The sequence below is a fragment of the Lysinibacillus sp. FN11 genome, from assembly GCF_024628845.1.
In the GTDB taxonomy this organism is placed as follows: domain Bacteria; phylum Bacillota; class Bacilli; order Bacillales_A; family Planococcaceae; genus Lysinibacillus; species Lysinibacillus capsici.
Genome location: NZ_CP102383.1, coordinates 3,814,552 through 3,839,861 on the forward strand (window position 1 = coordinate 3,814,552; position 25,310 = coordinate 3,839,861).

Genomic DNA, 25,310 nt, shown 5'->3' on the forward strand with positions numbered 1-25,310 from the left:
TGACTGTAAGGTTTACTATAAAAATTAAGTGTAATTCGTCTAAAATTATCCTTCGTGACGTCTTGGAGAACGAGAACGACCTTGTCCACCTTCACGACGTCCGCCTTCACGGCGTCCACCCTCTCGACGGCTACTGCTACTGCGACGCTCTCCACTGCGAGCATTGTCACGACGTCCTCCACCAAAGCTACGGTTTCCGCGGCCACGATCACCGCCACCGCGATTATTGCTAGAACGTTCACGACGCATTGGTAATGGACGTTCTTCTGTGATTGTTACTGGTGTATCGTCTGGCTCTCTTGTTAATGAACGTAGAGCAGCTGCAACAACATCGACTGCATCATGATTCTCTAGTAATTCTGCTGCAAATGTGCGGTAATCACCTAAATTGTTATTAGCAATAAGACCTTCCAATGTTTCCACAGCTAAACGTTGTTGACCTTCTAATGCTTCATCCGTTGTTGGTGGGCGAAGAGGTGTCATACGTTTTTTCGTAGTTTCTTCTACAATACGTAAGTAACCCATTTCACGTGGTGTTACAAATGTTACTGCAAGACCTGATTTACCGGCACGACCTGTACGGCCAATACGGTGAACATATGATTCAGGATCTTGAGGAATATCAAAGTTATAAACATGTGTTACACCCGAAATATCAAGTCCACGAGCGGCTACATCAGTCGCAACAAGGATATCGATTTTATTTTCTTTAAACTGACGTAATACTGAGATACGCTTCGCTTGGCTTAAATCACCATGAATACCTTCAGCTAAATAGCCACGAATAGATAGGGCCTGTGCAAGCTCATCTACACGACGTTTTGTACGACCAAATATAATAGCTAGCTCCGGTTGGTGTACATTTAATAAACGAGATAAGACATCGAATTTTTCACGCTCAGCAGACTTAACAAAATATTGATCAATGTTATCAACAGTTAATTCTTTTGCTTTAATTTTTACAATCTCTGGATCACGCATAAATGTTTCTGCAATTTTACGGATTGCTGGTGGCATTGTTGCTGAGAAAAGTAATGTTTGGCGCTCAGAAGGTACGTTTTCTAAGATTGAATTAATATCATCGATAAAGCCCATGTTTAACATTTCATCTGCTTCATCCAATACTAATGTTTGAACATCTTCTAATTTTAACGTACGACGATTTATATGATCAATAATACGACCTGGCGTACCAACAATGATTTGAGGTCTATTTTTCAGTGCACGTATTTGACGGCCAATTTCTTGACCACCGTATACTGATAATAATTTTACGCGTTTGTCATAGCCAATTTTATAAAGCTCTTCTGAAACTTGAATCGCTAACTCACGAGTTGGAGCAATGACTAATGCTTGAATATTAGGGTTTTTTGGATCGATTTTTTCAATTAGTGGAATCCCGAAAGCGGCAGTTTTACCAGTACCTGTCTGTGCTTGACCTAATACATCGCGGCCTTCAATTGCAAAACGAATAGTACCTTCTTGGATTGGTGTTGCTTCTTCAAATCCCATACGCTTTACAGAGCGTAATGTAGATTCGCTAATATTTAATTCTGAAAAATTTGTCAAACTTCTCAATCTCCTTTTTTTCCTTTTAAGTTGACAAATGGTTACATTTTCAGATGAAGTTGTCGGCAAATTCGAGCCTGTGTAGTGGAACGTTTCCGTTACTTAAAAATTTTCTCTACATGATAGTCCATATAGAGCTCTCTTATATGAAAAGGAAAGCCCGGTCTTTACCGAGCGGTTCGATTCTGTCGTAATTTTTCACTTTAGAATAAAACCGTTGTGTTCAAAAAAAAGTACTCTTCAACCAAATATGAAGAGTCTTCGCACAAAATGTATCCATTGCTTATACTAGTCTAACATGGCTTTAAATCCTATGCAACGATAACGCATGAGTCGTAATAATCTGACTACTTTATTTGTCTTTCAAAAACATTAAAACCTGTGGAAACCATTCAGAGCAATCTTCCTCAAAACATATATGATGCTTGCCATTATCAGAAAAATACAAGAATTTGTCTGTAGAGGCTAATTCATCAAAAAGAAATTGAGCTGTATGATAAGGCACTATCCCATCCAACTTCCCCTGCACAATATATACAGGAGTTTGAATATGTCGATAATACGGCTCCACCATTCTTACCAGCTTCATAAATTCTACTGTTGAGGCAAGCGGCACATTGTTAAACTTATGACGGTATCGTAGATAGAGTTCGTTATTAGTCAAATTATGGTGATAGGCTTCAGTAGCTATCATTTTAAAATCTTTGACTAGCTGTTTAGGGCTCACATACTTTGCAGCAGCACTTAGTAATACAAGCTTTTTCACTTTATAGCGTTTAGCTAAATATAGCGCTATAATTCCTCCCATTGAAAAGCCAACAACGATTACCTCGTCAACTTTTTTTGCCAACGATCGGAAAGCTAATTCGGCATCCATCAACCAGTGTTTCGCCTTAAAACCACTCATATGTAATTCTTCACCATGCCCAGACAATGTTGGCTCTTCAATTATCCAATCTGTATGTGAACCTAAATAACTTGTGAATGGCTTCACCTCGTATGGACCACCTGAAAATCCATGAATACATAGTACACCTACTGACAACGTTCTCACCTCATTTAACAAAGATAAACCTACACAAATAAATCGGTGAGCGTTTCTCTCACCGATTCATTGCTACTATGACATAAATTTCTTTAAGATCGTCTCTAATCTCATACCACGTGAGCCTTTAAGTAAAACAATAGATAATTCATTCGCTTGTTTTAGCTTTTCAATAATAGCCGTATAATCATCTTCAGTATACAATAAACGTTCCGCCTCAAAGCGCTCTTCTAATATTTTGTAAAGATATAGCATTCGAGGACCAAACAAACAGACATAATCAATTTCATCCTCATTAATATGCTCAGCTAGGCTCTCATGGAAGACTTGTTCATTTGGTCCAAGCTCTAGCATATCTCCTAACACAAGCCATTTTTCAGGTCGAATAGTTGATGTAGCCATAAATTGAATGGCAGCTTTTACGGAGGTTGGTGCTGCATTATAGGCATCATTGATAAATAGAGCGCCATTCGTTCCTAGTACCTGTTGCATCCTCATATCTGTTAATACGACATGCTCTAAGGATGTACGTATTTGTTCATTGCTTAAACCAAGCTTATGAGAAATTAACATTGCCACAAGTGTATTTTTCACTTGATGCTTGCCAAGCACGGAAATAAAGAAATCACCCGCTATCATACCGTGTGTAGTGAAGTGGCTGCCATCAGCGTTAGCATGAATATTGTCTGCGTATAAAAGATTATTGGGTTCTAACCCGAACGGTACTGACTGTAAGTGCTGTTCCTTTGCCACTAATTCTTGGAGCAAAGGTTCATCACCATCATAGAATAATAGACCATCATTTTGCATTCCTTGAATAATTTCAAACTTTGCTTTTGCAATACCAGCACGAGACCCCAAATCCTGCATATGGGCCTCACCAATGTTGGTAATAACCGTCATATGTGGACGAGCGAGCTTCGTTAAAAACTCAATTTCACCAAATCCACTCATGCCCATCTCAAGGACAGCCACATCTGTATCTTCATCAAGCTGTAAGATAGTAATGGGCAGGCCCAATTGATTATTAAAGTTCCCGATCGTTTTTTGTACTTTAAAGAATGGCGCTAGTGTTCCCGCTAATATATCCTTTGTTGATGTCTTACCATTTGAACCTGTAATGCCTATAAATTTTGCTTTATGTTCATTACGATATGCTCTAGCCATTTCTTGCAAAGCTAATTCTGGATCATCCACAAACAACAAAGGGTAACCTTCTGGTGGGTTCGGCTCATCCTTTTGCCAAAGAGAAGCTCCGGCACCTTTCTCAAATGCCTGCATTACAAACTTGTGCCCATTTGTATGCTCACCACGAAACGGAACAAATAGGTCTCCTTGTTGAATTGTTCTTGTATCAATAGAAATTCCTGACACAACAGTGTCACCAAAAGCCGCCATATCCTCATTTAACCATGCAGCTAATTGTTTTAAAGTTTTTTTCACGATAATCCCACTCAGTCTTTTTTATAGTGAAGCTGTTGTTTTTCTTCATAGCGCTCAATTGCTAGGGTAATTAAACGGTCGATCAGCTCTGGATAACTCACACCTGTATGCTGCCATAATAATGGATACATACTTACAGGCGTGAAACCTGGCATTGTGTTTACTTCATTAATGTAAACGTTATTTTCAGCCGTTACAAAAAAGTCCGCACGAACTAAGCCGCTACCATCTATAGCCTTAAATGCACGCTTTGCCAGTTCTTTTAAGCTTGCCACAGTTTCTACTGGAAGCTCAGCTGGAATAATAAGTGCTGTAGAACCGTCCTTATATTTAGAATCATAATCATAAAAATCAGTAACGGGTTTAATTTCTCCTGGCACTGATACTTCAGGATAGTCATTTCCTAACACTGCCAGTTCAACCTCACGAGCGACAATTCCCTGTTCAACAACGATTTTACGATCATATTGCAAAGCAACCTCAATTGCTTTTACTAATTGCCCGCGATCTGTTGCCTTGCTAATCCCAACACTTGATCCTAAGTTTGCAGGCTTTACAAACATTGGCCAATTCAAGTTATTTTCACAGCGTTCAATGATTGCCTGTTGCTCATTCTTCCACTCACTACGAATAAAATACGTATAGGGCACTTGAGGTAATCCAGCAATTTCAAATAATTGCTTCATTACCACTTTATCCATTCCAGCAGAGGATGCTAATACTCCATTTCCTACATACGGTAAGTTTAGAACTTCAAGTAAACCTTGCACTGTTCCATCCTCACCATTCGTACCATGTAACAATGGGAAAATGACATCAAACTTTACCTCATTGCCACTTTTATCAATCAAAAAATCAGTGATATTATTTTCTAAAATTGTAGTATTATCACCAAATTGTAGTTCTTCTATTGCACTTACGGGTTTTTCTAAACGCTCTCCACGACGCCATTCCCCATCAGATGTAATGAAAATCGGATATACTTCATACTCCTCGAAATTCAAAGCTCCAGTGACTGCACGTGCTGTCGATAATGACACTTCGTGCTCCGCTGACTTTCCGCCGTATAATAAACCGATTCTTTTTTTCATTTTTGTGCCCTCCACATACTTCTTGAGTACTATTAGTTTATCATGAAACGTCTTGACAAATGACATAAAAATCTCACCGTATTTTTAACGGTGAGATTTTACGTATATTTCATCGATTATGCCCTGGCATCATTAGTTCCTGCTATAGAATTATACAGGAACAATGCAATAAGAATAATATCTACCAACATCCTATATCTTCAGTTTATAGAAGTCATTGTTCTTTGATTGCGTCACCTTTTTAATTAAATAATATAGATTAATTCATCGTGTTCTGTTTTTAGAATCGTACTTAAGTCATCCCAAACTTCGTCAGGAAAAGAATATTCAGACAGATTGCGAACTTCTATTCCATACGCTACTTTCGGTTTCTCAATTCGATACAGAGATAGTAATGCTCCATCTTTCGCAAAGGATCGGTAAGAACGTAAAAAATCTGGTGATATAGCGGGTATACTCGCTTTTACTTTTCGACGCCAAAATCCAGTGTTGCGTTCCTTTTCACGAATTAAACTATTAAAAACATTGGCAACCAATAAATCCGAATCACTTAAATGACGAAAATAAATTTTCGTCATTTTCTCTAAGTCTGAAGAATAATAGACAAATCTATTTTGTAATTTATTAAAAAACGCTGACGTAATCGGTTCTTTCTTGTGACTTATGTAAAGCAATTCTCCTTGTTCCATCGGTGTTAAATGATCTAGCCTCTTCTCGTCCATAAAATCAATCCAACATAATTCTTTAGATTCAGCAGATTTTTTAACAAAACGAGGAACATCTTCTTCTAATACATATTCAAATTGTGTATGCATATTAAAAGAACCGTCTTCATAGGAATGTTTTAATAACAGCAAGTGATGTAGTGGTTCAAGTGCAGCCACAAATTGCGAGAATTTTAACCCGCTAAATATAACAAATTTATCGACATCATTCATATGAACATAAATATGATACATAAAATCATCAGATGACTTTAATTTTTTAGCCACAACCATCACCCCATTCTTCACTACATTATAAGACTAAACATGATTTTTTTGAAACATTTTATGTTAATTGTCGTCACTACTATATACGCAGGCATAAAAGTAATTTATGCGTTATAATTAGGAATGTTAAACATGCATTTGCATATAAAGTTTAGATTACTCAATGAGTTCAAGTATTTGCTTAAAATTCCATTGACAATATTCAAAGCAAATTGCAAGCTTATCAATAGATATGAGCTATTCTTACACCACTGCTGGTTATTATTTTGCTTTCTTCTTTGACCAATTATAAACGAAATAGGGAGAATCGCATCATATTTACTCATATTGAGATACTATTTTAATTTTAGGTGGCTTTTATGGAAAATAAACGAAATTTCGCAAATCGTTTTGACTGGACACTTGCATTTATACTCTTCACTTTTCTAGTCATTAGTTTGTTAGCTATTGCATCTGCCCAAACCTCAGGACAATATGGCATTAACTACGTACCAAAACAAATGCAATGGTATGTGATCGGTGCAGTAATTATTGGTATAGTCATGTTTTTTGAGCCAGATCAATATAAAAAAATGTCATGGTATATGTATGGAGCAGGGATTGCCTTACTGGTACTGCTTATTTTTATGCCAGAAGGAGAAGGTCAAATCGGTGCACCCGTTAATGGTGCTAAAAGCTGGTATCATACGCCGATTGGAAATATTCAGCCTTCTGAGTTTATGAAAACTTTTTACATTTTAGCACTAGCTCGATTAATTAGTAAGCACCATGAAATTTATTCATTACGATCAATTAAAACAGACTTTTTGCTACTAGGTAAAATCGCTATCACCCTAATCGTACCATTAGCTATTATTTTAAAGCAGCCTGATCTAGGCTCAGCACTTGTATTCTTTGCTATTACTGCCGCACTCATCATTGTAGCAGGTATTTCTTGGAAAATCATTTTACCAACATTTTTAGGTGGCATGGTAGCAGGCGGTACACTACTGTGGATGGCACTCTATATGCAGGACTTTCTAGAAAAAACATTTGGTTTTAAGACTTATCAATTTGCTCGTATTTATTCTTGGCTAGACCCCTATTCCTATTCATCCAGCGATGGCTATCATTTAATTACCTCTTTAAATGCCATTGGATCAGGTGAAATTTTTGGTAAGGGATTTAGAAATCGTGAAGTATATGTAGCTGAAAACCATACCGATTTCATTTTTACAGTTATCGGTGAGGAATGGGGCTTTATTGGGGCTAGTATTGTTATTTGCATATTCTTCTTATTAATTTATCATTTAACAAAGACAACCCTTTTATTGAAAGATCCCTTCTCGACCTATGTATGTGCTGGGATTATTGCCATGATTACCTTCCACGTTTTCGAAAATATTGGTATGACTATTCAATTATTACCTATCACAGGTATTCCACTTCCGTTCATTAGCTATGGAGGAAGTTCGCTTATGGGGAATGCTTTAGCGATTGGGCTAGTCTTTAGTATGCGATTCCATTATCGAACATATATGTTTACCACACATGATGAAGATGAATAACTATAGAAAAAGGGAAGTCTCGCGTAATGAGACCTCCCTTTTTCTATTGGAAACGAGTTAAGCTTGAACTTGCGGAGTTTGCGTTGGTGGTGTTAGCACTTTTAAAAGTTCTAGTCGAGACTTTGTTACAGTGGCTGTTACACCCAACTTAGATAAATTCGAAACAATCTTTTTCAAATCTACTTCTTTTGTCATACATTCCACCTCAATCTTTCCTCGATTTTATATAACGTTTTATTTACGAAAAAGTTTCATTTTTCTACGAGTATGATGTCTGACAAATTTATCATACCATTTAACTTACCTTTAAAATTTTTCAATTTTGTTACATTGTAAATTTTTCACATCATCAAACTTTTCCATCAAACATATTTAAATTACCCAAAATGGCTACATTTTATTCAAAAATCAGAACATAGATTTAAAAAATCTCAAATTGCTTCATTTTTTCTTTACTAAATTGTTCCACTTTATTCAAGCTTAGCATCCCCTATTGTTGTAATCGCAAGAACAAGAAGGGTAGAATATACATATTGAAATATCGTATGAAAGCAGGGAACTGTATGAAAAAGGCTATTTTACTATTGATGTCTGTTCAATTCCTCGTTTATCTAGGGTTCGGCATTATTATCCCCGTCTTACCAGAGGTAATTGTGCAGCAAAATTGGCATGATCTCCACGTAGGTGGTTTATTGACCGTCTATTCACTTGCAAGTTTTTTCACAGCACCGTTTTGGGGTATGCTATCCGATAAGGTAGGGCGAAAACAACTAATCCTTACTGGTCTAATTGGCTTTAGCCTTAGTTTTGTTATTTTTTCACTATTTATAGATAACCTAGCTATACTGTATGTTTCACGTATTATTGGTGGTTTATTTTCTGGTGCATTATATACAGCAGTAACAGGATTTATCGCCGATATGTCTAGTGAAGAGGATCGCAATAAGTATATGGGCTTTATGGGCATGTCCATTGGTCTTGGGTTTATTTTTGGTCCAGCAATCGGGGGAATGCTAGGCCATTATAGCTTGCAGCTACCGTTTACTGCATCAGCAGCATTAATTGCACTATTATTTATTTATGCAAGTTTCGTCCTAAAAGAACCTAAAAAACGAAAAGATTCAAATAAACGTGCTATAGTGCCAAAAGGTGCTGCAACCATGCTACAATACCGTGTGCGCTATCTGTTTATGTTTTCTTTTTTAGTAACTTTTATGTTAGCAGGCGTTGAGGCTACATTTCAGCTATTTCAAATCGAAAAAATTCACATTACACCGTTACAAATTGGTTACTTGTTCATGTTTAGTGGCTTTGTCGATGCAGCTATTCAAGGAGGGGTCGTTCGACGCATAAAAAATGGCAGTGAAACGACATGGTTAATTGGCGCACAAATTGTAACTGCTATCGGCATGCTTTTATTTACATTGACAGCTAATCTTTTTATCGCCGGGCTTGCCCTTTGTGTCTTTACAGCAGGTAATGCACTTGCAAGAACATGTGTTGTATCACTCTCCTCTAAAGAATCTGGAGGACAATATGGGACTGCCGCTGGACTGTCCTATTCAATGGATAACTTAGGACGTATTCTTGGACCACTATTTTTCACATGGTTATTTACCGTACAAGCAAGTCTTGGTTATTATATTTCCGCTGCAATAGCCATTCTTTCTATAAGTCTAATCTACATATATAAGGCATCGCGTAAATCATTGCGCCATCCATAAAATATAGTAGGTTGCATTTTATGGATACCAAACGTTGAGTCAGTAATCGGAGAAACATCCTATTCTATTAGAGAATTACTAATTAAACCATGCGGATTATCCCTATCTATCAAAGGGATAATCCTTTTCCATGCTATCTAGCCATTTCATATCTTCTTTCCGCATTTGAAGTAGGCTATACTAGGTATGTTATTAATAATACAAAGGCAGGTGTAGGAATGAGCATTTTTACAGATATAGAATATTTAGTTCCTTTAACTTTGTTTTTTAATATTTTATTAGCCATGACCATCATTTTCTTAGAACGTAAAGATGCTACCTCTACATGGGCATGGATTCTCGTTTTATTTTTCCTGCCATTAGCTGGATTTATTCTGTACTTATTACTTGGAAGACAATTACGAAGAAAGCATCTATTCCGTTGGGAAGGACGCAAGGATATCGGGATTGATAATCTGATTACCTATCAGATGGAAGCGATTCGTGATGAAACGTTTGAGTTTCGTATTGCTAATGCAGAAAATTATCAAGAGATGATTTATATGCACCTCAGAACAAACAATGCAGTATTAACACAGGACAACCATCTGGATATTTTTGATGATGGTGCCAATAAGTTCGAGCAGCTTCTTAAAGACATTGAAGCAGCTAAAGATCACATTCACATCCAGTATTATATTTTCAGACTTGATGACTTAGGTACACGTATCGTCAACGCATTGATAAAAAAGGCAAAGCAAGGTGTTAAGGTACGTCTTCTCTATGATGAAATGGGATCACGTAATGTTAAAAGACGCCATTTCAAAGAGTTACTGCATGCTGGTGGTGAAGTAGAAGTTTTCTTCCCATCCATTTTGCCACTTCTTAACCCTCGTTTAAATTTTAGAAATCACCGAAAAATCGTTGTCATTGATGGTCGAATTGGCTATATTGGTGGTTTTAACGTCGGTGATGAGTATTTAGGTTTACAAAAAAAGTTTGGTTATTGGCGAGATACACACTTACGTATTGAGGGTAGTGCCGTACATCCTTTGCAAACACGCTTTTTACTCGACTGGAACCAAGCTAGTGCTCAACAAAAAATGGGGTACTCGGATCGTTACTTCCCTGCCATCCCGAAAAAAGGTGATGTGGGTTTACAGATTGTTTCAAGTGGACCAGACTCAGACTGGGAGCAAATAAAGATCGGTTACTTAAAGCTTATTAATATGGCTCAAAAATATATTTATATTCAAACACCATATTTCATCCCAGATGTTAGTTTTTTAGACGCCATTAAAATTGCCACCTTGTCGGGCATTGATGTACGTATTATGATTCCTAACAAGCCTGATCACATGTTTGTATATTGGGCTACTTATTCTTATGTCGGTCAATTATTACGTGCTGGAGCCAAAGTCTATATCTATGAAAAGGGCTTTATTCATGCTAAAGCTATTATTATTGATGACGAGGCTTCCTCTGTCGGAACAGCAAATATTGATGTACGAAGTTTTAGTCTGAATTTTGAAGTCAATGCCTTCATATATGATGCAAATATATCGCACCAATTGGCAGAACTGTTTGAGAAGGATATTTTTGATTGTACGGAATTAACATGGGAAATGTATAAAAACCGTTCAACACTGATTAAATTTAAAGAATCTATTTCCCGACTATTAACACCCATTTTATAAAAATAAAAAGGAAGAGAGCCTGTTCACAGAATGGCTTCTCTTCCTATTATTATTTTACGCCTAAATATTCTTCCAACGTAATGTTTTTCTTTGTTATCTCTTTTGCAACCTCTTTGCCCACATAACGATAGTGCCAGGACTCATACATATAACCTGTTATTTCTTCTTTGTTTTGAGGGAAACGCAAAATAAAGCCATACTCCTGCGCATGTGCAAATAGCCATTGCCCTGCTGGAGTTTCCCCAAACTCTTCTGTCAGCCACACATCTTCTTTTCCACGCTCTCCTATATCAAACGCTAAGCCTGTTTGATGTTCTGAGTAGCCAGGACGAGCACTATATCGATCTGCTGCTGCCTGTCCATCACGTTTAACATAATTATCATAAAGTGTTGTCTGATATTCAAAAGATCGGTAGCCACTAAATGCAACTAAATCAAATCCTTGTTGCTTGGCAGCGGCTAACATTTGATTTAACGCTTCTCGTGCTTCTGGATTTTCTTCAGGTGCAAAGGTAGATGGAAGCGGATAAATTTTATTAGCTAACAGAATACCATTGATATAAGTTGGTTCCGTAGGTAATGTTTGATTTGGAAGATACCCATTTTCGTCTGGTTGTTGCTCTGGCTTTGCAGGTGTTTCAGTATTGTCTGGTTCCTCTATTGCAGTAGAATCTTGTTCAGTCGTTTTGTTTGTTTCTGTTGTTTTTGGCTGCTCATCAGATGCACTATTTACTTGATTATTTTTATAGTTATAGACTACAAAAATTGCTACGATTAACGCGATAGATATGAAAGCACCAACGATAAGCGGAAGACGATTGTTTTTCACTCTTTATACCCCTTTTAAAATATCAGGTATCTAAAAGGATGTTTTAAAGCATTTCACCTTGAAAATACCTATTTTTTTGTATTACTAGTTATAATCTTATTTTAGCACTGTTCACATTTTCAGGTGTAAATTTACTACGTAAATATTCAATTAATCTGTTAGAACGATGACAAATACTACTATAGATGCAATTGCAAAAAAAATTGCCATATACTGCATCCATTTTGCTTCTTTTATATAACCTTGCTCTTTAAAGCTTTTTGCTCTAAACCCATTTGATAGGGCAAACATGACCGTCATTGCAAGTACCGCAAAATTAAACTTCCCCATAATAATAAATACAAGTGCTGCAATACTAAAAACTGCAACAAGAATAGATGATAGCCATTTTTTGTTCATCTTGCTGTCCTCCTAAAAAAATCGAGGCAACAAAGGCGCCTCGACATCAATCAATTTATTTTTTTGCTTTCTCAGGATGTTCCGAATAATATTTACGTCCAATATATGTTTGAATAATCAACAATGCACCACTGACAGACCAATACAAAGGCAGTGCTGCCATAGAAGACATGGAGATAAAGACAATCATAATTGGTGAAATATAAATAAACATTTTCATCTGCGCTTTTTGTTGCTCAGGTACCGTCCACAAAGATACACGAGCCTGGATTAGGTAAACAATCCCTGCAACTATAGTCATCACGATATCAGGTGAACCTAAGCTAAACCATAAAAACTCATGGGATTTCACATCGGCAGAATACAAGATCGAGAAATACAGACCCATAATAATCGGCATTTGAATTAACATCGGTAAACAACCCATATTAAGTGGATTAATGCCATGCTTTTGATATAGAGCCATCATTTCTTGTTGATATTGCGTTTGCTCCTCTTTTGTCTTAGCTTCCTTCATTTTTTTCTGAACGGCTTCCATTTCAGGTTTAAAAGCATCCATCTTCGTTTTCATTAATTGCTGTTGACGATAGTTCTTTAACATAATCGGCATTAACACTAAACGAATTAGAACAGTAATCGCAATGATTGCTAAACCATAGCTCCCTGAAAAGATATCATTCCCGAAAAACTCCAATAAAAATTCCATAGGTTTTACAAAGATACTATAGAAAAAACCTTCTTTGTTTTGCACAGCTTGACAGCCACTAAGAACAAAAACAGCAATACCAAGCATTGAAAATAGCTTCAAATTTTTCATTTTTCCACCTACTATTATTTATCAACTACTGTGAAGTATACCTTATAGGGTCTCTCTTTATCAAATAGCAAGTGCTACTCATTCCTTCAGCCTTTTCCTCAGATGATTCATCAAAAAAGATGCGAGCTTTAGCAACGCTAATATGTTCGCACCTTCTCATTCCCTATGCTCAAAATCTAAACATTTTGTAATTCAGTCTCTGCCATTTCAAAACGATAAAATTCGTGATGAAGCTCGTCTCTAAAATGTTTTGGCGTAACTCCCGTATATTTTTTGAAAATACGTGTAAAATAACTTTGATTACAGAAATGGAATTGATCTGAGATAGAAGTAATACTTTTGTTTGTATGTCGTAAGTAGTATTGTGATTCTTCTACACGTCTTACATTTAAATACTCAACCAATGTAATGCCCACATGTTCTCTAAAAATACGTGATAAGTGACTAGTGCTTATATGAAAGTTATTCGCTATACTTTCAACAGTTAAATCATTTTCAAGCTCGTCATTTATATACATTATCACTTTGTTAACAGTTTGATGTCGGAAAGTCGGTTGTTTGCGATCTGCAATAAAGTAAACAAAGAAATCAATTAAATCATCAGCAAATTGTAAAAACTCTGCGTCTTTCATCTGATTTTCTATCATATCGTTACACGCAATATTGAAAGCAAATGCTTTTTTCGAAGGTACTTGATTGTCCAGCAATTTACGAGCAACAATTGATGACAAAACAGAAAAATAACTTCGAACGATTTTAATGACCTGTTTGCCAAAACGAATTGAGAGAATATCAATTAACTCATGCAAAGATTTTTTCGCTTTTGCAGATTCTAAATGGTAAATTTCAAAAATTAATTTCGACTCAATATTAAAAAATTCTTCGACACCGATATATTGATTAATATTATCGATTTCTTGGAAGTATCTTTTGGATATCGTTTCTGACATAGAATGTTGATGTAGTTGCATAATCTTCCCCATCTTTCCTCAGAGTGCACGAATTGCATGACAATATTTGACACCAATCCCGACGAATTAAAAATAAGAAAATAGTATTTACTTATTCAATATAAGAACTGAGTCCTATTTCACAAATTTTATTAACAAATAAATCAAAAATAACCCTACTAAAACACCAAATATAAAAAAAATAGACTATACAGTGAATTTTACCATATTCTGCGATTTCCTTTCAACCACATTTTAATTGCTACTCTAGTTCTAATTTATCACATATGCATAGTAGAAACCTCGTAAACTTATTCCTAACAATTAAATTTTACCATATACATATCAAAATAAATTAGTCATTTTATAAATTTATTTACAAATTATACAAAACAACTAACATCATTCTAATGGATCATTCGACATTTTTCTATTTTATTCCTAAATCTTCTCTATATAATTTATATGAATATGTAGTAAAATAGATGATAATACTATTTTTAAAAGTTTAGACGAGGTGTTTAAAGTGGATCCAAAACAAATAGAAGAGATCATGGAGATTATTAAGGAATTCTTCCCTGAAAATACGTCCATCGCTATCTCTGATACAAATGAATATTTGTATTATCAACCAAGCAAGAAAGTTGATTTAAAAATTAAACCTGGTGACCCTATCAAAGAAGGTTCAGCCGCACACAAAGCATTAAGCTATGGTCAAAAAATCAGCTCTTATATCGAACCTGATGTCTTCGGTGTCGCATATTATGGCATGAGTATTCCTTTAATGGAGGAAGGCGAAACAAAAGGAGCTATTACTGCTATCTTCCCGCAAAAACCATCAGCATTCTTAACAAACTACATTACAATCAAAATTGATGATTGCTGGTACCCAATCAAACATGATCAAGTTATTTATTTAGAAACACAACTCCGTAAAACATTTGTTAAAACAATGACTCGTGAAGGTTATCACCGTTTAAACTTAAGTGATCTAGAGCTATTTTTAGCACCTGACTCATTTATTCGTTGTCACCGCTCTTATATCGTTAACATTGACTACATCGATGAAATTCAACCAGATTCACACTCAACGTTTTTATTAATTATGAAAGATGGTACACGTATTCCGGTAAGCCAACGCTATGCAAGCTATTTCCGTCGTTCTTTAGGTTTCTAATTTGTATGAACAGCGAGCAATTTTTATAATTGTTCGCTGTTCTTTTTTGTGAACAAATCCTCCCCATTTAACTATTTTTGCACTGTTTTTAATGTAGAAAACAACTAAATTTAAACAGCTCTACAATAAAACGTTTTCTCTGTCGAAAAATCATCTTAATGCTCGATTTTCCTTTTTTTACTCAATTTAATGCTAATTCTAAAGTTTTTGTGACAATTTGGTGATAGTATTATTCAAATGGTTGGAGTCATACTACAACTGAATAAACAGAAAATTCTTAAATGTTTTTTCTAGTTTTGTAATCGGTTTCCATCAAAATTATTTAGGGGAGGATTTTTTTATGGATGCAAATGTTCAAAAACGCCTAGGTTTAAAAGAACTTGAGAGTAAAATTGTAACTGCTGAAGAAGCAGCAGCACTTATTTCTAATGGTGATGTAGTTGGGATGAGTGGTTTTACTCGTGCTGGGGATGCAAAAGTTGTTCCAATGGCATTAGTTGAGCGCGCAAAAAATGAAGAATTCAAAATTGATGTATATACAGGTGCATCATTAGGACCAGAAGTAGACAAGTACTTAGCAGAAGCTGGTGCAATTCGTAAACGTGGACCATTCCAGGGTGATGCGGGTATCCGTAATTTAATTAATTCTGGGGATATCTTATATGTAGATGCTCATCTTTCTCATAATGCTGAGCTAGTGCGCCAAGGAATTATTGGACCGATCAAGTATTTAATTCTTGAAGCGGTTGCTATTACTGAAGATGGATTAATCATTCCAACAAACTCTGTAGGTAACTCACCTATCTTTGCAGAATATGCAGAAAATATTATTATCGAATTAAATATTTCTCATCCAGAAGCTTTAATCGGTATCCATGATATTTATGTACCTGGAGAACAAGGTAAACGTGAAGCTATTCCAATGACAGATGCTATGCAACGCCTTGGTGATATTGGTATCAAAGTAGATCCAGCTAAAATTAAAGCAATTGTTATTTCTGAAGAGCCAGACGCTCCTTCATTAATCGTACCTCCAGATGAAGAAACACAAACGATGGCAAACATTTTATTAGACTTCTTCCGTGATGAAATTAAAGCGGGTCGTTTAACAAACCAATTAATGCCATTGCAATCTGGTGTAGGTTCTGTAGCAAACGCTGTCCTTGATGGCTTTGCAGATTCAGAATTTGAAGATTTAATTGTTGCATCTGAAGTACTTCAAGATGCTGTATTTAACTTAATCGATGCTGGTAAAGTTAAATTCGCTGCTGCAACTTCAATCACACTTACTGAAGAATTACAGCAAAAAGTTTATGGTAATTTAGAAAAGTATGCTGATAAAATTTGCTTACGTCCACAAGAAATTTCTAACCACCCTGAGCTTATCCGTCGTTTGGGTCTAATCTCAATCAACACAGCTCTTGAGTTAGATATCTATGGTAACGTTAATTCGACGCATGTTTCTGGTACTCGTATGATGAACGGTATCGGTGGTTCAGGTGACTTCGCACGTAACGCACGCCTTGGTATTTTTGTTACAAAATCATACGCAAAAGGTGGAGCAATTTCTTCTATCGTGCCAATGGTATCTCACGTTGACCATACTGAACATGACGTTGATGTTATCGTTACGGAACAAGGTATTGCTGACTTACGTGGTCTTGCACCAAAAGAACGTGTACCTTTAATTATTGAAAACTGTGCACACCCAGACTACAAAGAACAATTATGGGATTACTATAACCGTGCAGTTGAAGCAACTGGTAACCACCAAACTCCTCATCTTTTAGAGGAAGCACTTTCTTGGCATGTAAATCTTGCTAAAAACAAAACAATGAAAAAAGAAGTTGCAAAAGCTTAATTATTAAATTCTCGTACGTCTAATAAGTTAATACTTATTAGACGTTTTTTTACGTGAACGCAAAAAACAAGTGAGAAGTATTATCGATTGGAAAATGCTATAATAGGACTATATCAATCATTGACTATAATGTTCTATTTCATCGGAGGAACCATGAAGAAATTTATCTATGCTATTATTTTCTTTTCGTTTTTCGACCTTTTTACTCAGCTTCCTGTTATGAGTACTTATGCTGAGTCTTTAGGTGCATCGGCATTCCTCACTGGTCTTGCAGTGGGCATGTATTCGCTTTCTAATACATTCGGTAATATCATTTCTGGCTTCTTAACGGATCGCAAAGGACCTTTCGTCATACTCATAATAGGTCTTCTAACAACAGGTCTATCATTAACATTTTATAATCTAGTAGAAGAGCCTATTGCTCTATTAATTGTACGTTTTATCCATGGCCTTGTTGCAGGCTTCATTGTTCCCGCTGCCTTTACATATCTAGCGAACGCTACAGAGCAGGATAAAAGAGGAAAGGGCAGTGCTATTTCTGGCGCCTTTGTAGGTATTGCAGCCATTCTAGGCCCTGCATTTAGTGGCATTTTAGCTAGCCGGACAAGTGTACCCTTTGTTTTCAATATCACAGCAAGCTTTATGCTTCTGCTAGGTATCTTTGCGTTCTTTATATTGAAAGCAAATCAAGTAAAAAAAGAGAAGGCTAAACAGAGTAATTACATTCCGATCAGTGTCTTTTTTAATAACACAGGAACATTAAAAGCCTTTTTAGGAGCGTTTTTCTTAATGTTTTCCCAAGGGGTTATTGCGTATCTACTCCCCCTTAAAGTACATTCCTTAGGCTTCGACTCTCGTTTAAGCGGCACTTTAATGAGTACATTTGGAATTATTGCAGTCCTTGTTTTCCTATTACCAACTAATCGTATTTTTGATAAGGTTAATCCACTCAAAACATTGTCTTTTGGTATAGGTTTAATGGGAATAAGCCAGCTATTAATTAGCCAAGCAAATTCTAGCTCTTTACTCTATATAGCAATGGCTTGCTATGGAATCGGATTCGGTTTCCTATTCCCTTCAGTAAATTCGCTTCTAATTGACTCTACAACTGCTGAAGTACGAGGAAAAGCATACGGCTATTTCTATGCGTTTTTCTCTCTAGGTGTAGTTATAGGCTCTTCTTTATTAGGTTGGCTATCACTTGGTACTGTCAGTGGCTTTGCATTTACTGGCTTCTTGTTATTGCTCTTTGCAGGCGCCATCCTAATCCCAAACAAAAGACCTTCTCATGCTTAGATGAGAAGGTTTTTTGTTTACTTTTCCTTTTCTTGAATTTCTTCATTATAGAAATGGACACCAGTATGTCCTCCACCTTCAGCTACCATTTCATTCGAGGCAATTTTAGTTGGTGAAGTACCAGCCTCTGTTGCTACCTCTGTAGCTACACGTTCTGCAATATTGTCATGCATATCAGGACCTGTAGTAAGATACGACTCTAATTTTGCTTTCATACTATTAAACATTGTTAGTGCTTTATCACGATTCTCTTTTTTACTGAAATAAGATGCTGCTAGTCCTGCTAATCCCGCAACGACAACACCTGTTCCTTTTCGTTTTGCCATAGTTTATAACCTCCTAAAAATATAGAAACTAGCTCTGTAGTATAGTTTTTCCCTATTCTTAAAAGAATAAACATTATTTTTTTATACCATCTAGCATATATATTAATGTATGGATAAATACTTGCCCTTTTATCTAGTAATAAATCCGTCAATCCATTGTAGTTCGTCTAGTTTTTAATGCAGACAATCTCACTCGATTTCCTATTAAAGTCCAGTTATCGTACCCCTATTTTTAGCATTCGTCAAAATTTTGTAACTATTTATGATTATAAAAGGCAAGTAAAGGGAATTAATGAATTAATACTAAAATAGGAGAGTGGTTATGATGAAAGAATTCGATTTAGCATATGATTGGATAGATATGGCTTCATTAATCGGCGGAGCTGGCTTCTTAACAGTACTAATTTATAGTAGTGTCATTCTATTATAAGGAGCTATTTACATGATTTGCTCTAGCAATTAAAAGGCAATCCGCTTAATTAAAAGCAGATTGCCTTATTTTTATTGTTTCACGTCATTGTATGCATCTGATTTTTCAAATGCAGCCACAACATAAGAACAAACGGCCTTCATTTTATAACCATTTTCGCGTGCATACGATGCTGCTTGATCGAGTAATTGTTTGGCCACACCTTGACCACGGAGCTTATCTGATACATATGTGTGATCCATTACCATTACTGAGCCATTTTGCTGCCAAGTAATTTCTGCTAGTTTTTCCCCTGCTTGCTCATTCAAAAATGCAAATTTATTTTCTGCTAATTGTTGTAATTGGAATTCCATTTCTCACCACTCCTTTTATTCATAGTACCATAAGCTTTTTATATTTTCACAAAATTTGTGTACGCTTCTTTTATCTAATCAGCGAAATCAGTTAGCTTTCTTATGTCGAAAACATCTCACTTCAAAATTTTTCATTTGTTTAATTAAAAAAATCTGTACACCTTCTCTAGCAAAGTGAGAAGGTATAACAGATTTTCTTTCTATCACTATAAGTTTAGTTAAACCATGAAGAAATAGTATCTTTTAAATTAGCAAAAAAGCTTTTTACGCTTTCCCAGAAACCTTTATCTTCCATAAGTGAACCGAATTTTTCTTGGATCGTATTACTGATATCATTTAATTGATCAGACCATTTACTAAAATCAATGTCCAGCTTGCTTATTTTATCCATTAAATCTACTAGCAATTGACGGTCCTTTTCACTTAAATTAATTTCAAGCTTACTTAATTGCTCTTCTACAATTTTCTCCACATCTTCACGTGTTGCTGGCTTTAACTCTGCAATTTGCTTTTTAATTTCTGTCAGTAATTCCGCAACCTTTGCATCGTCTACCCCTGCAGATTCTGCAATGGATGTTGCTACAGATAATTCTTCGTTTGCTACATCTGTACGATCAATATCCAGCGTTTCCCCTGTAGTGACCTCATATGCCTTGTAAATACCTACTAATGCTGAATGCCCTGTAACGGCTTTTGGTGCAGCTACTTGTACGGATGCATCCTGAATTCCTGCTGTTAACATCGCATTTGCGTACATCTCTGAAGTTACCTGCGTTATATTCGATGGTGTGACAATTTGTATTACTAGACCCTCTCCTGCATCTCTGCGTGTAATCTTTGCAGAAGAGTACATACGTGAGCTTGAATTACTATCTTTAATGTATTTTACTAGATCCTCACCAGACACAGTAATTTCTTCAATTTCAGGTTCTTCGCTTACTTTTAATGATTTTTTCACAGATTCTTTTTCAGCCTCAGATAAATTTGCCCCATACACGACGATTGGTACACCTAATTTTTCATCAATTGCTTTTGGAGGCGTATTGTCAGATGCAAATCCTGTTGCTGGTGCCATCACTCCAAATACTAACATTGTAGCAGTTAGTATTTTAATCCATGTTTTTTTCAAATCGTGTGACCCCTTTCGCTAAAACTTCATAATTAGCAAGTATAATGTATGCCACTATACAATAATTAGTACGAAAAAAAGACGAGAAGGTTTCAAGGATGTCTCTCGTCACTTTTCCTGCTGTAAATGTTTTGCTAGCTAGTCAAACTAACCATCCTTTAAATTTCTTCAGTCCAACCGTCCTGTTGTTTCACTTTACCAGCTTTCATTAATGTTCCTAAGGCACGTTTAAATGCCCCTTTACTCATATTAAACATTTCTTGAATCTCTTCAGGAGACGATTTATCACCAAATGGCATTTTACCACCCACATCCTGTATATAGTTTAATATTTGTTGTGCATCATTTGAAAGACGCTCATGTTTTCTTGGTAAAAGAGAGCCATTCATGGAACCATCGTCTTTTACATCGATAATACGAACAACTACATCTTGTCCTAATCGAGGCTCATTATTTCGCTCAGACTCGTGCACAAAAATACGGTAAGGAACTTCTACACCTAGCAAAAATGTTCCAATCGGTAACAAACGATATGGGCGTGCTTGGATATTCTTATTGTGCATATCTTCAAATGCACCTTCATATAGCTCCGAAATTTTTTCCTCTGTGGCTAAACGACCAAATAAATCACCGTTACGATCTGTACGTAGTGTCATAAATAAATGATCACCTGGTTCTGGCCAAACCTCTTTTAATGCAGGTAAATCCTCTGCTCTTACTAATACTTCACGAGATGTACCAATATCCACAAAAGCACCTTCACGTTCCACTACTTTCAAGACACGTGCCCAGCCGTATTCACCTTGTGTAAAAGCTGGAATAGACGTTGTTGCAGCCAAATCTCCACGACGGTCTGCAAATAAAAATACTTCAAGGCGGTCACCTACTGTTAGTGGCTCAGTTACCTCTGAAGCATTTAAAGGTAGTTCTTCAACTCCATTTGTTAAAATCCATTTTGATGCTTGTTGCTCTAATACCGTTAATGTAACGACTTCACCTGATTTTAATGCGTTCATATTGTCTCCCTTTCCTTCACACCATCATTTAAAGATTGTGCTGTGTCTTAGATGCCTCTAATTTTTTCACGATGTCTGGATTTTCTTCCATTACTTGCACAAGATCTGCAATACGATCGATTGAATTCCAACTTAAATGATGTTCAATTCCCTCCACATCATCATAAATACGTTCTTCATCCACACCAATCATTCGTAAAAACTGCTCGAGCAATTCATGACGCTGCACAAGACGCTTTCCGAGCTTATCCCCTTTAGGCGTCAATGTCAGTCCACGGTACTTTTCATAAACTAAATAACCATCTTTATCTAATTTTTGAACCATTTTTGTAACAGAAGAAGGAAGAACAGATAATGCTTCAGCAATGTCAGACACTCGCGCATATCCCTTGTTGGCAATTAATAAATATATTTGTTCGATATGGTCCTCCATACTAGGTGTTGGCATATCCTTTTCCCTCTCTTTCCTTTTCTTACTCTCTAGTTTACTACAAGCTTGGCTTAAAAGTTAACTGAAAATACATAGCCTAGAAAAACACTTCCTTTACAACTTAAATAGAGCCTCTTCTATTAAGAAGTAGGCTCTACTTTGTGTCGAGGATACTTATTTACCACATGTAACGCATGAATAATCTCTTTATTAATGCGCTCAATGTTTCCAGGAGTATTCATTTCTTTAAATGCCTCATCTCTAGCTTCCATAGATGTAACATACTTACTTGGCAATGCATTTAGTGTAAGTGCCACCGTGTCTAATTCACAGATTTCGCATTTACAAAATGTTTGATATTCTGGTCCTCGTAGTAAAAAGCTTACTAAACCACGCACAATTTCTTCTGTAACATTTACTAAAATAGGATCTGACATATTCAAACTTTCGCCTCATTTATATTTAATTGTTACATTACTCCTGAAACTATAATAGCCTTAAAAAAAGTCTTTTTCAAGAATCACAAGTAGCATCTATTCGCATAAAATCCCTTGTGTCAAAGCAAGATTAATTTCCTATCTTTTCAGATCGTTCTACACCTTACTTACTACTTTTTTGCTCTAATTAGTCTTAATGAATTAAACACAACTAATAGTGTTGCACCCATATCGGCAAAAATTGCTATCCATAATGTTAACCATCCTGGTATGACAAGTAGCAATGCAATTAATTTTAAAACTAGGGCAAATATAATATTTTCTTTAATGATACGTAATGTTTTTCTGCTCAAGCCAATAGTGTAAGGAAGCTTTGTCAAATCATCACCCATTAAGGCAATATCTGCTGTCTCAAGAGCTGCATCCGTTCCTGCTCCACCCATGGCTATTCCTACGTTTGCAGTGGCCAATGCTGGTGCATCGTTTACACCATCTCCAACCATTGCTACAGCACCAAATTGTGCACGTAAATCCTTAATCGCCTTTAATTTTTCTTCTGGTAACAAACCAGCGCGCACATCTGTCATCTTTAATGAAGTAGCAATGGCTTGCGCTGTAGGCTCTGCATCGCCTGTTAGCATCACCATATGCTTTACTTTTAAGGCATTTAATTTGTTCAATACGTCCTTGCTTTCATGACGTAATTGATCAGCAATTGCAATCAGGCCAATAAGTTGATTATTCGAAACAGCTGCTACTACTGTTTTACCCTGTTCTTGCAAATTCTTAACCTGATTTTCTATATTTTGATCTACAGAGGTTAATGAAGTAGCCCATTTCATGCTACCTACATAAATAATCTGATTATCAACGGTAGCATAGGCACCTTTTCCTGTTACTGATTGGAAATCTGTTGGTATGAGCTCAGATAATTTTTTATCGTGTAATCTATTTAAAATTGCTTTAGCTAAAGGGTGCTGTGACTGTTTTTCTACCGCTGCCACTAGTTGTAACACATAGTCCTCTGACCAATTTTCAGTCGTTACGATATCTGTTACTGCTGGCTGCCCTTTTGTTAATGTTCCTGTTTTGTCAAAGGCAACAGCTTCAATATGTCCTAGCTGCTCTAAATGAACACCACCTTTGATCAGTACACCTTGCCTTGCTGCATTACCAATGGCTGTAACAATGGCAACGGGAGTAGAGACGACCAGTGCACAAGGACATCCTACCACTAAAACAGCTAGACCTTGGTAAATCCAATGCTGCCAATCACCTATTAATAAAGGTGGAATTACAGCTACTAGAAAAGCAATAATCATAATCGCTGGTGTATAATACTTTGCAAAGCGATCTACAAATTGCTGAGAAGGTGCCTTTTCTGCCTGTGCTTCTTCCACTAGATGAATTATTTTAGCGATAGTAGTATCTTCTACACGCTTTGTCACACGTACTTCAAGTGCACCCTCTTCATTTAAAGTCCCAGCAAATACTTCATCATTTACTGTTTTATTTACGGGAATCGACTCACCTGTAATAGCTGCCTGATTGACTGCAGACAATCCACTAATGACTATGCCATCCATCGCAATCTTTTGCCCAGGCTTTACAATCAAAATATCTCCTATTTCTATATCCTCCGTAGGTAACTCAACCTCATGGTAGTGTTCACCGTGGGCTCTTTTGATAATCGCTGTTGGTGGAGCAATATCCATTAATTGACGAATAGATTGACGTGCTTTATCCATTGAATACGCTTCAAGTGCCTCACTCACAGCAAATAAGAATACGACCACTGCCGCTTCCTCCCATTCACCGATAATAGCAGCTCCGATGATGGCGATTGTCATAAGCGTCTTCATATCAAATTCAAAGCGAACTAAATTGCGGAAGCCTATTTTAAAAATACCCACTCCCCCCACAAGGATAGCTATAATAAACATGGCAATCGGTAGCGGGTTCGATTCCCCATTCATACCCACAAATAGATAACCTAGAATGACAAAAAGCAATGAAATTCCTGCTAGAACATTTTCCTTTTTACGATAAAAAGGTGTAGTATTTTCAAGTGCTTTTGCTGCCGACTGTGTAACCTTAATGCCATCAAAGGCACCTGCTTCTTCAATTTGGTCTACACTAATAGCACCGATTACTGTAATTTTAGAAGCACCAAAATTCACTTGTGCATCCTGTACTTCTGGAATAGCCTTTACATTTTTCTCAAACTTTGCTGCACAACTAGCGCAGGATAAATTTTGTAATCTGTATTCTTGTTTAATTGGCGTCGCTGCCATTCGCAATCCCCTCTTTCGCATGTTCGTAGGCAATTGTTACAATTTGATATACATGCTCATCCGCTAAAGAGTAATACATTTGCTTGCCTTTACGGTGTGATCTCGCTAAATTATTATCTTTCAAATATCGTAAATGATGGGATGCTGTAGCAACTGAAGAACCAATAATAGTCGCAACATCACAAACACATAGTTCATCTTCCACCGTTAAAGCATAGGCAATTTTAAGTCTAGTTTCATCAGATAATGCTTTTAAAAATTTTGCTACACCTGATAAATCAGGCATTTGTTGTTTCACCTTTGTGACTGCTTCTTCATGTACAAGCGTCACCTCACATATTTCTTTTGGCATTTTTCTCACCTCATTCAAATATTCGTTTGATTGTATTCAATGTAACATATTATTCCATCATATTCAAACCAATATTTGAATGTTAGGATGTATATCCTTAAATAAAAAAAGTTAGCGCACCTTCTGT

General features: G+C 36.3%; 24 protein-coding genes. 6 read left to right on the plus strand and 18 right to left on the minus strand.

The features are described 5' to 3' along the window. Nucleotides 1-45: 45 nt before the first annotated feature. From NP781_RS20120 to NP781_RS20140, 5 genes are all read right to left on the minus strand, one after another. The gene (locus NP781_RS20120; RefSeq protein WP_221681416.1) at nucleotides 46-1,569 is read right to left on the minus strand and encodes a degradosome RNA helicase CshA; all 1,524 of its coding nucleotides are present in this window, start codon (nucleotides 1,567-1,569) and stop codon (nucleotides 46-48) included. Nucleotides 1,570-1,921: 352 nt separating this feature from the next. Beyond that, nucleotides 1,922-2,614 carry an alpha/beta hydrolase gene (locus NP781_RS20125; RefSeq protein ID WP_221681417.1) on the minus strand — a complete coding sequence of 231 codons (693 nt, stop codon included), beginning with the start codon at nucleotides 2,612-2,614 and terminating at the stop codon, nucleotides 1,922-1,924. Nucleotides 2,615-2,689: 75 nt separating this feature from the next. Beyond that, complete coding sequence (gene murF, locus NP781_RS20130; RefSeq protein ID WP_257520669.1) at nucleotides 2,690-4,057, minus strand: UDP-N-acetylmuramoyl-tripeptide--D-alanyl-D-alanine ligase; 1,368 nt, start codon at nucleotides 4,055-4,057, stop codon at nucleotides 2,690-2,692. Between the two features lie 11 nt (nucleotides 4,058-4,068). Then, nucleotides 4,069-5,148, minus strand: a complete 1,080-nt coding sequence (locus tag NP781_RS20135) for a D-alanine--D-alanine ligase (RefSeq protein ID WP_257520670.1) — start codon at nucleotides 5,146-5,148, stop codon at nucleotides 4,069-4,071. 245 nt (nucleotides 5,149-5,393) lie between these two features. Then, nucleotides 5,394-6,146 (minus strand): hypothetical protein, encoded by a 753-nt coding sequence (locus tag NP781_RS20140; protein WP_257520671.1) that lies wholly within the window; start codon nucleotides 6,144-6,146, stop codon nucleotides 5,394-5,396. A 353-nt stretch (nucleotides 6,147-6,499) separates the two neighbouring features. Between NP781_RS20140 and NP781_RS20145 the strand changes: the two genes are divergently transcribed. Then, entirely contained in the window at nucleotides 6,500-7,687 is a 1,188-nt protein-coding gene (locus NP781_RS20145; protein ID WP_257520672.1) for an FtsW/RodA/SpoVE family cell cycle protein, read from the plus strand. A gap of 57 nt (nucleotides 7,688-7,744) precedes the next feature. On the opposite strand, the gene NP781_RS20150 is transcribed toward NP781_RS20145, so the two are convergent. Further along, entirely contained in the window at nucleotides 7,745-7,882 is a 138-nt protein-coding gene (locus NP781_RS20150) for an Lmo0850 family protein (protein ID WP_004232019.1), read from the minus strand. 368 nt (nucleotides 7,883-8,250) lie between these two features. Between NP781_RS20150 and NP781_RS20155 the strand changes: the two genes are divergently transcribed. Beyond that, complete coding sequence (locus tag NP781_RS20155) at nucleotides 8,251-9,411, plus strand: MFS transporter (protein WP_369354814.1); 1,161 nt, start codon at nucleotides 8,251-8,253, stop codon at nucleotides 9,409-9,411. A gap of 218 nt (nucleotides 9,412-9,629) precedes the next feature. After that, complete coding sequence (cls, locus tag NP781_RS20160) at nucleotides 9,630-11,087, plus strand: cardiolipin synthase (RefSeq protein ID WP_202342249.1); 1,458 nt, start codon at nucleotides 9,630-9,632, stop codon at nucleotides 11,085-11,087. 49 nt (nucleotides 11,088-11,136) lie between these two features. Here the strand turns inward: cls and NP781_RS20165 are convergent, their stop codons facing one another. The 4 genes from NP781_RS20165 to NP781_RS20180 form a co-directional block, all read right to left on the minus strand. Next, nucleotides 11,137-11,916 (minus strand): M15 family metallopeptidase, encoded by a 780-nt coding sequence (locus NP781_RS20165; protein WP_257520673.1) that lies wholly within the window; start codon nucleotides 11,914-11,916, stop codon nucleotides 11,137-11,139. 150 nt (nucleotides 11,917-12,066) lie between these two features. Beyond that, on the minus strand, nucleotides 12,067-12,315 hold the full coding sequence (locus NP781_RS20170) for a hypothetical protein (RefSeq protein ID WP_221681422.1): 249 nt from the start codon (nucleotides 12,313-12,315) through the stop codon (nucleotides 12,067-12,069). A gap of 55 nt (nucleotides 12,316-12,370) precedes the next feature. Further along, nucleotides 12,371-13,132, minus strand: a complete 762-nt coding sequence (gene yidC, locus NP781_RS20175; protein WP_004232011.1) for a membrane protein insertase YidC — start codon at nucleotides 13,130-13,132, stop codon at nucleotides 12,371-12,373. 176 nt (nucleotides 13,133-13,308) lie between these two features. Continuing rightward, nucleotides 13,309-14,103, minus strand: coding sequence for a helix-turn-helix transcriptional regulator (locus NP781_RS20180; protein ID WP_004232009.1), 795 nt, complete (start codon nucleotides 14,101-14,103; stop codon nucleotides 13,309-13,311). A 505-nt stretch (nucleotides 14,104-14,608) separates the two neighbouring features. On the opposite strand from NP781_RS20180, the gene NP781_RS20185 reads away from it, so the two are divergent. The 3 genes from NP781_RS20185 to NP781_RS20195 all read left to right on the plus strand — a co-directional run bounded on the left by NP781_RS20185 (nucleotide 14,609) and on the right by NP781_RS20195 (nucleotide 18,416). Beyond that, complete coding sequence (locus tag NP781_RS20185) at nucleotides 14,609-15,259, plus strand: LytTR family DNA-binding domain-containing protein (RefSeq protein ID WP_004232004.1); 651 nt, start codon at nucleotides 14,609-14,611, stop codon at nucleotides 15,257-15,259. Nucleotides 15,260-15,599: 340 nt separating this feature from the next. Continuing rightward, on the plus strand, nucleotides 15,600-17,120 hold the full coding sequence (locus NP781_RS20190; protein WP_004232003.1) for a succinyl-CoA:acetate CoA-transferase ScpC: 1,521 nt from the start codon (nucleotides 15,600-15,602) through the stop codon (nucleotides 17,118-17,120). 153 nt (nucleotides 17,121-17,273) lie between these two features. Next, nucleotides 17,274-18,416, plus strand: coding sequence for an MFS transporter (locus NP781_RS20195; protein WP_257520674.1), 1,143 nt, complete (start codon nucleotides 17,274-17,276; stop codon nucleotides 18,414-18,416). Between the two features lie 17 nt (nucleotides 18,417-18,433). On the opposite strand, the gene NP781_RS20200 is transcribed toward NP781_RS20195, so the two are convergent. From NP781_RS20200 to NP781_RS20235, 8 genes are all read right to left on the minus strand, one after another. Then, a complete protein-coding gene (locus tag NP781_RS20200) occupies nucleotides 18,434-18,742 on the minus strand; it encodes a hypothetical protein (protein WP_004232000.1) in 309 nt (102 codons plus the stop codon). Nucleotides 18,743-19,243: 501 nt separating this feature from the next. After that, nucleotides 19,244-19,525 (minus strand): GNAT family N-acetyltransferase, encoded by a 282-nt coding sequence (locus NP781_RS20205; protein ID WP_009370656.1) that lies wholly within the window; start codon nucleotides 19,523-19,525, stop codon nucleotides 19,244-19,246. A 214-nt stretch (nucleotides 19,526-19,739) separates the two neighbouring features. Next, on the minus strand, nucleotides 19,740-20,654 hold the full coding sequence (locus NP781_RS20210) for a DUF1002 domain-containing protein (protein ID WP_004231995.1): 915 nt from the start codon (nucleotides 20,652-20,654) through the stop codon (nucleotides 19,740-19,742). Between the two features lie 158 nt (nucleotides 20,655-20,812). Continuing rightward, nucleotides 20,813-21,670 (minus strand): CvfB family protein, encoded by an 858-nt coding sequence (locus tag NP781_RS20215; RefSeq protein ID WP_004231994.1) that lies wholly within the window; start codon nucleotides 21,668-21,670, stop codon nucleotides 20,813-20,815. Nucleotides 21,671-21,698: 28 nt separating this feature from the next. Next, a complete protein-coding gene (gene mntR, locus NP781_RS20220) occupies nucleotides 21,699-22,118 on the minus strand; it encodes a transcriptional regulator MntR (RefSeq protein ID WP_004231993.1) in 420 nt (139 codons plus the stop codon). A gap of 122 nt (nucleotides 22,119-22,240) precedes the next feature. Then, nucleotides 22,241-22,537, minus strand: coding sequence for a late competence development ComFB family protein (locus tag NP781_RS20225; protein ID WP_004231991.1), 297 nt, complete (start codon nucleotides 22,535-22,537; stop codon nucleotides 22,241-22,243). Between the two features lie 170 nt (nucleotides 22,538-22,707). Beyond that, entirely contained in the window at nucleotides 22,708-24,831 is a 2,124-nt protein-coding gene (locus NP781_RS20230; RefSeq protein WP_257520675.1) for a heavy metal translocating P-type ATPase, read from the minus strand. Next, nucleotides 24,812-25,183, minus strand: coding sequence for an ArsR/SmtB family transcription factor (locus NP781_RS20235; RefSeq protein WP_221681424.1), 372 nt, complete (start codon nucleotides 25,181-25,183; stop codon nucleotides 24,812-24,814). Before NP781_RS20235 ends, NP781_RS20230 begins: the two co-directional genes overlap by 20 nt. Nucleotides 25,184-25,310 lie beyond the last annotated feature (127 nt).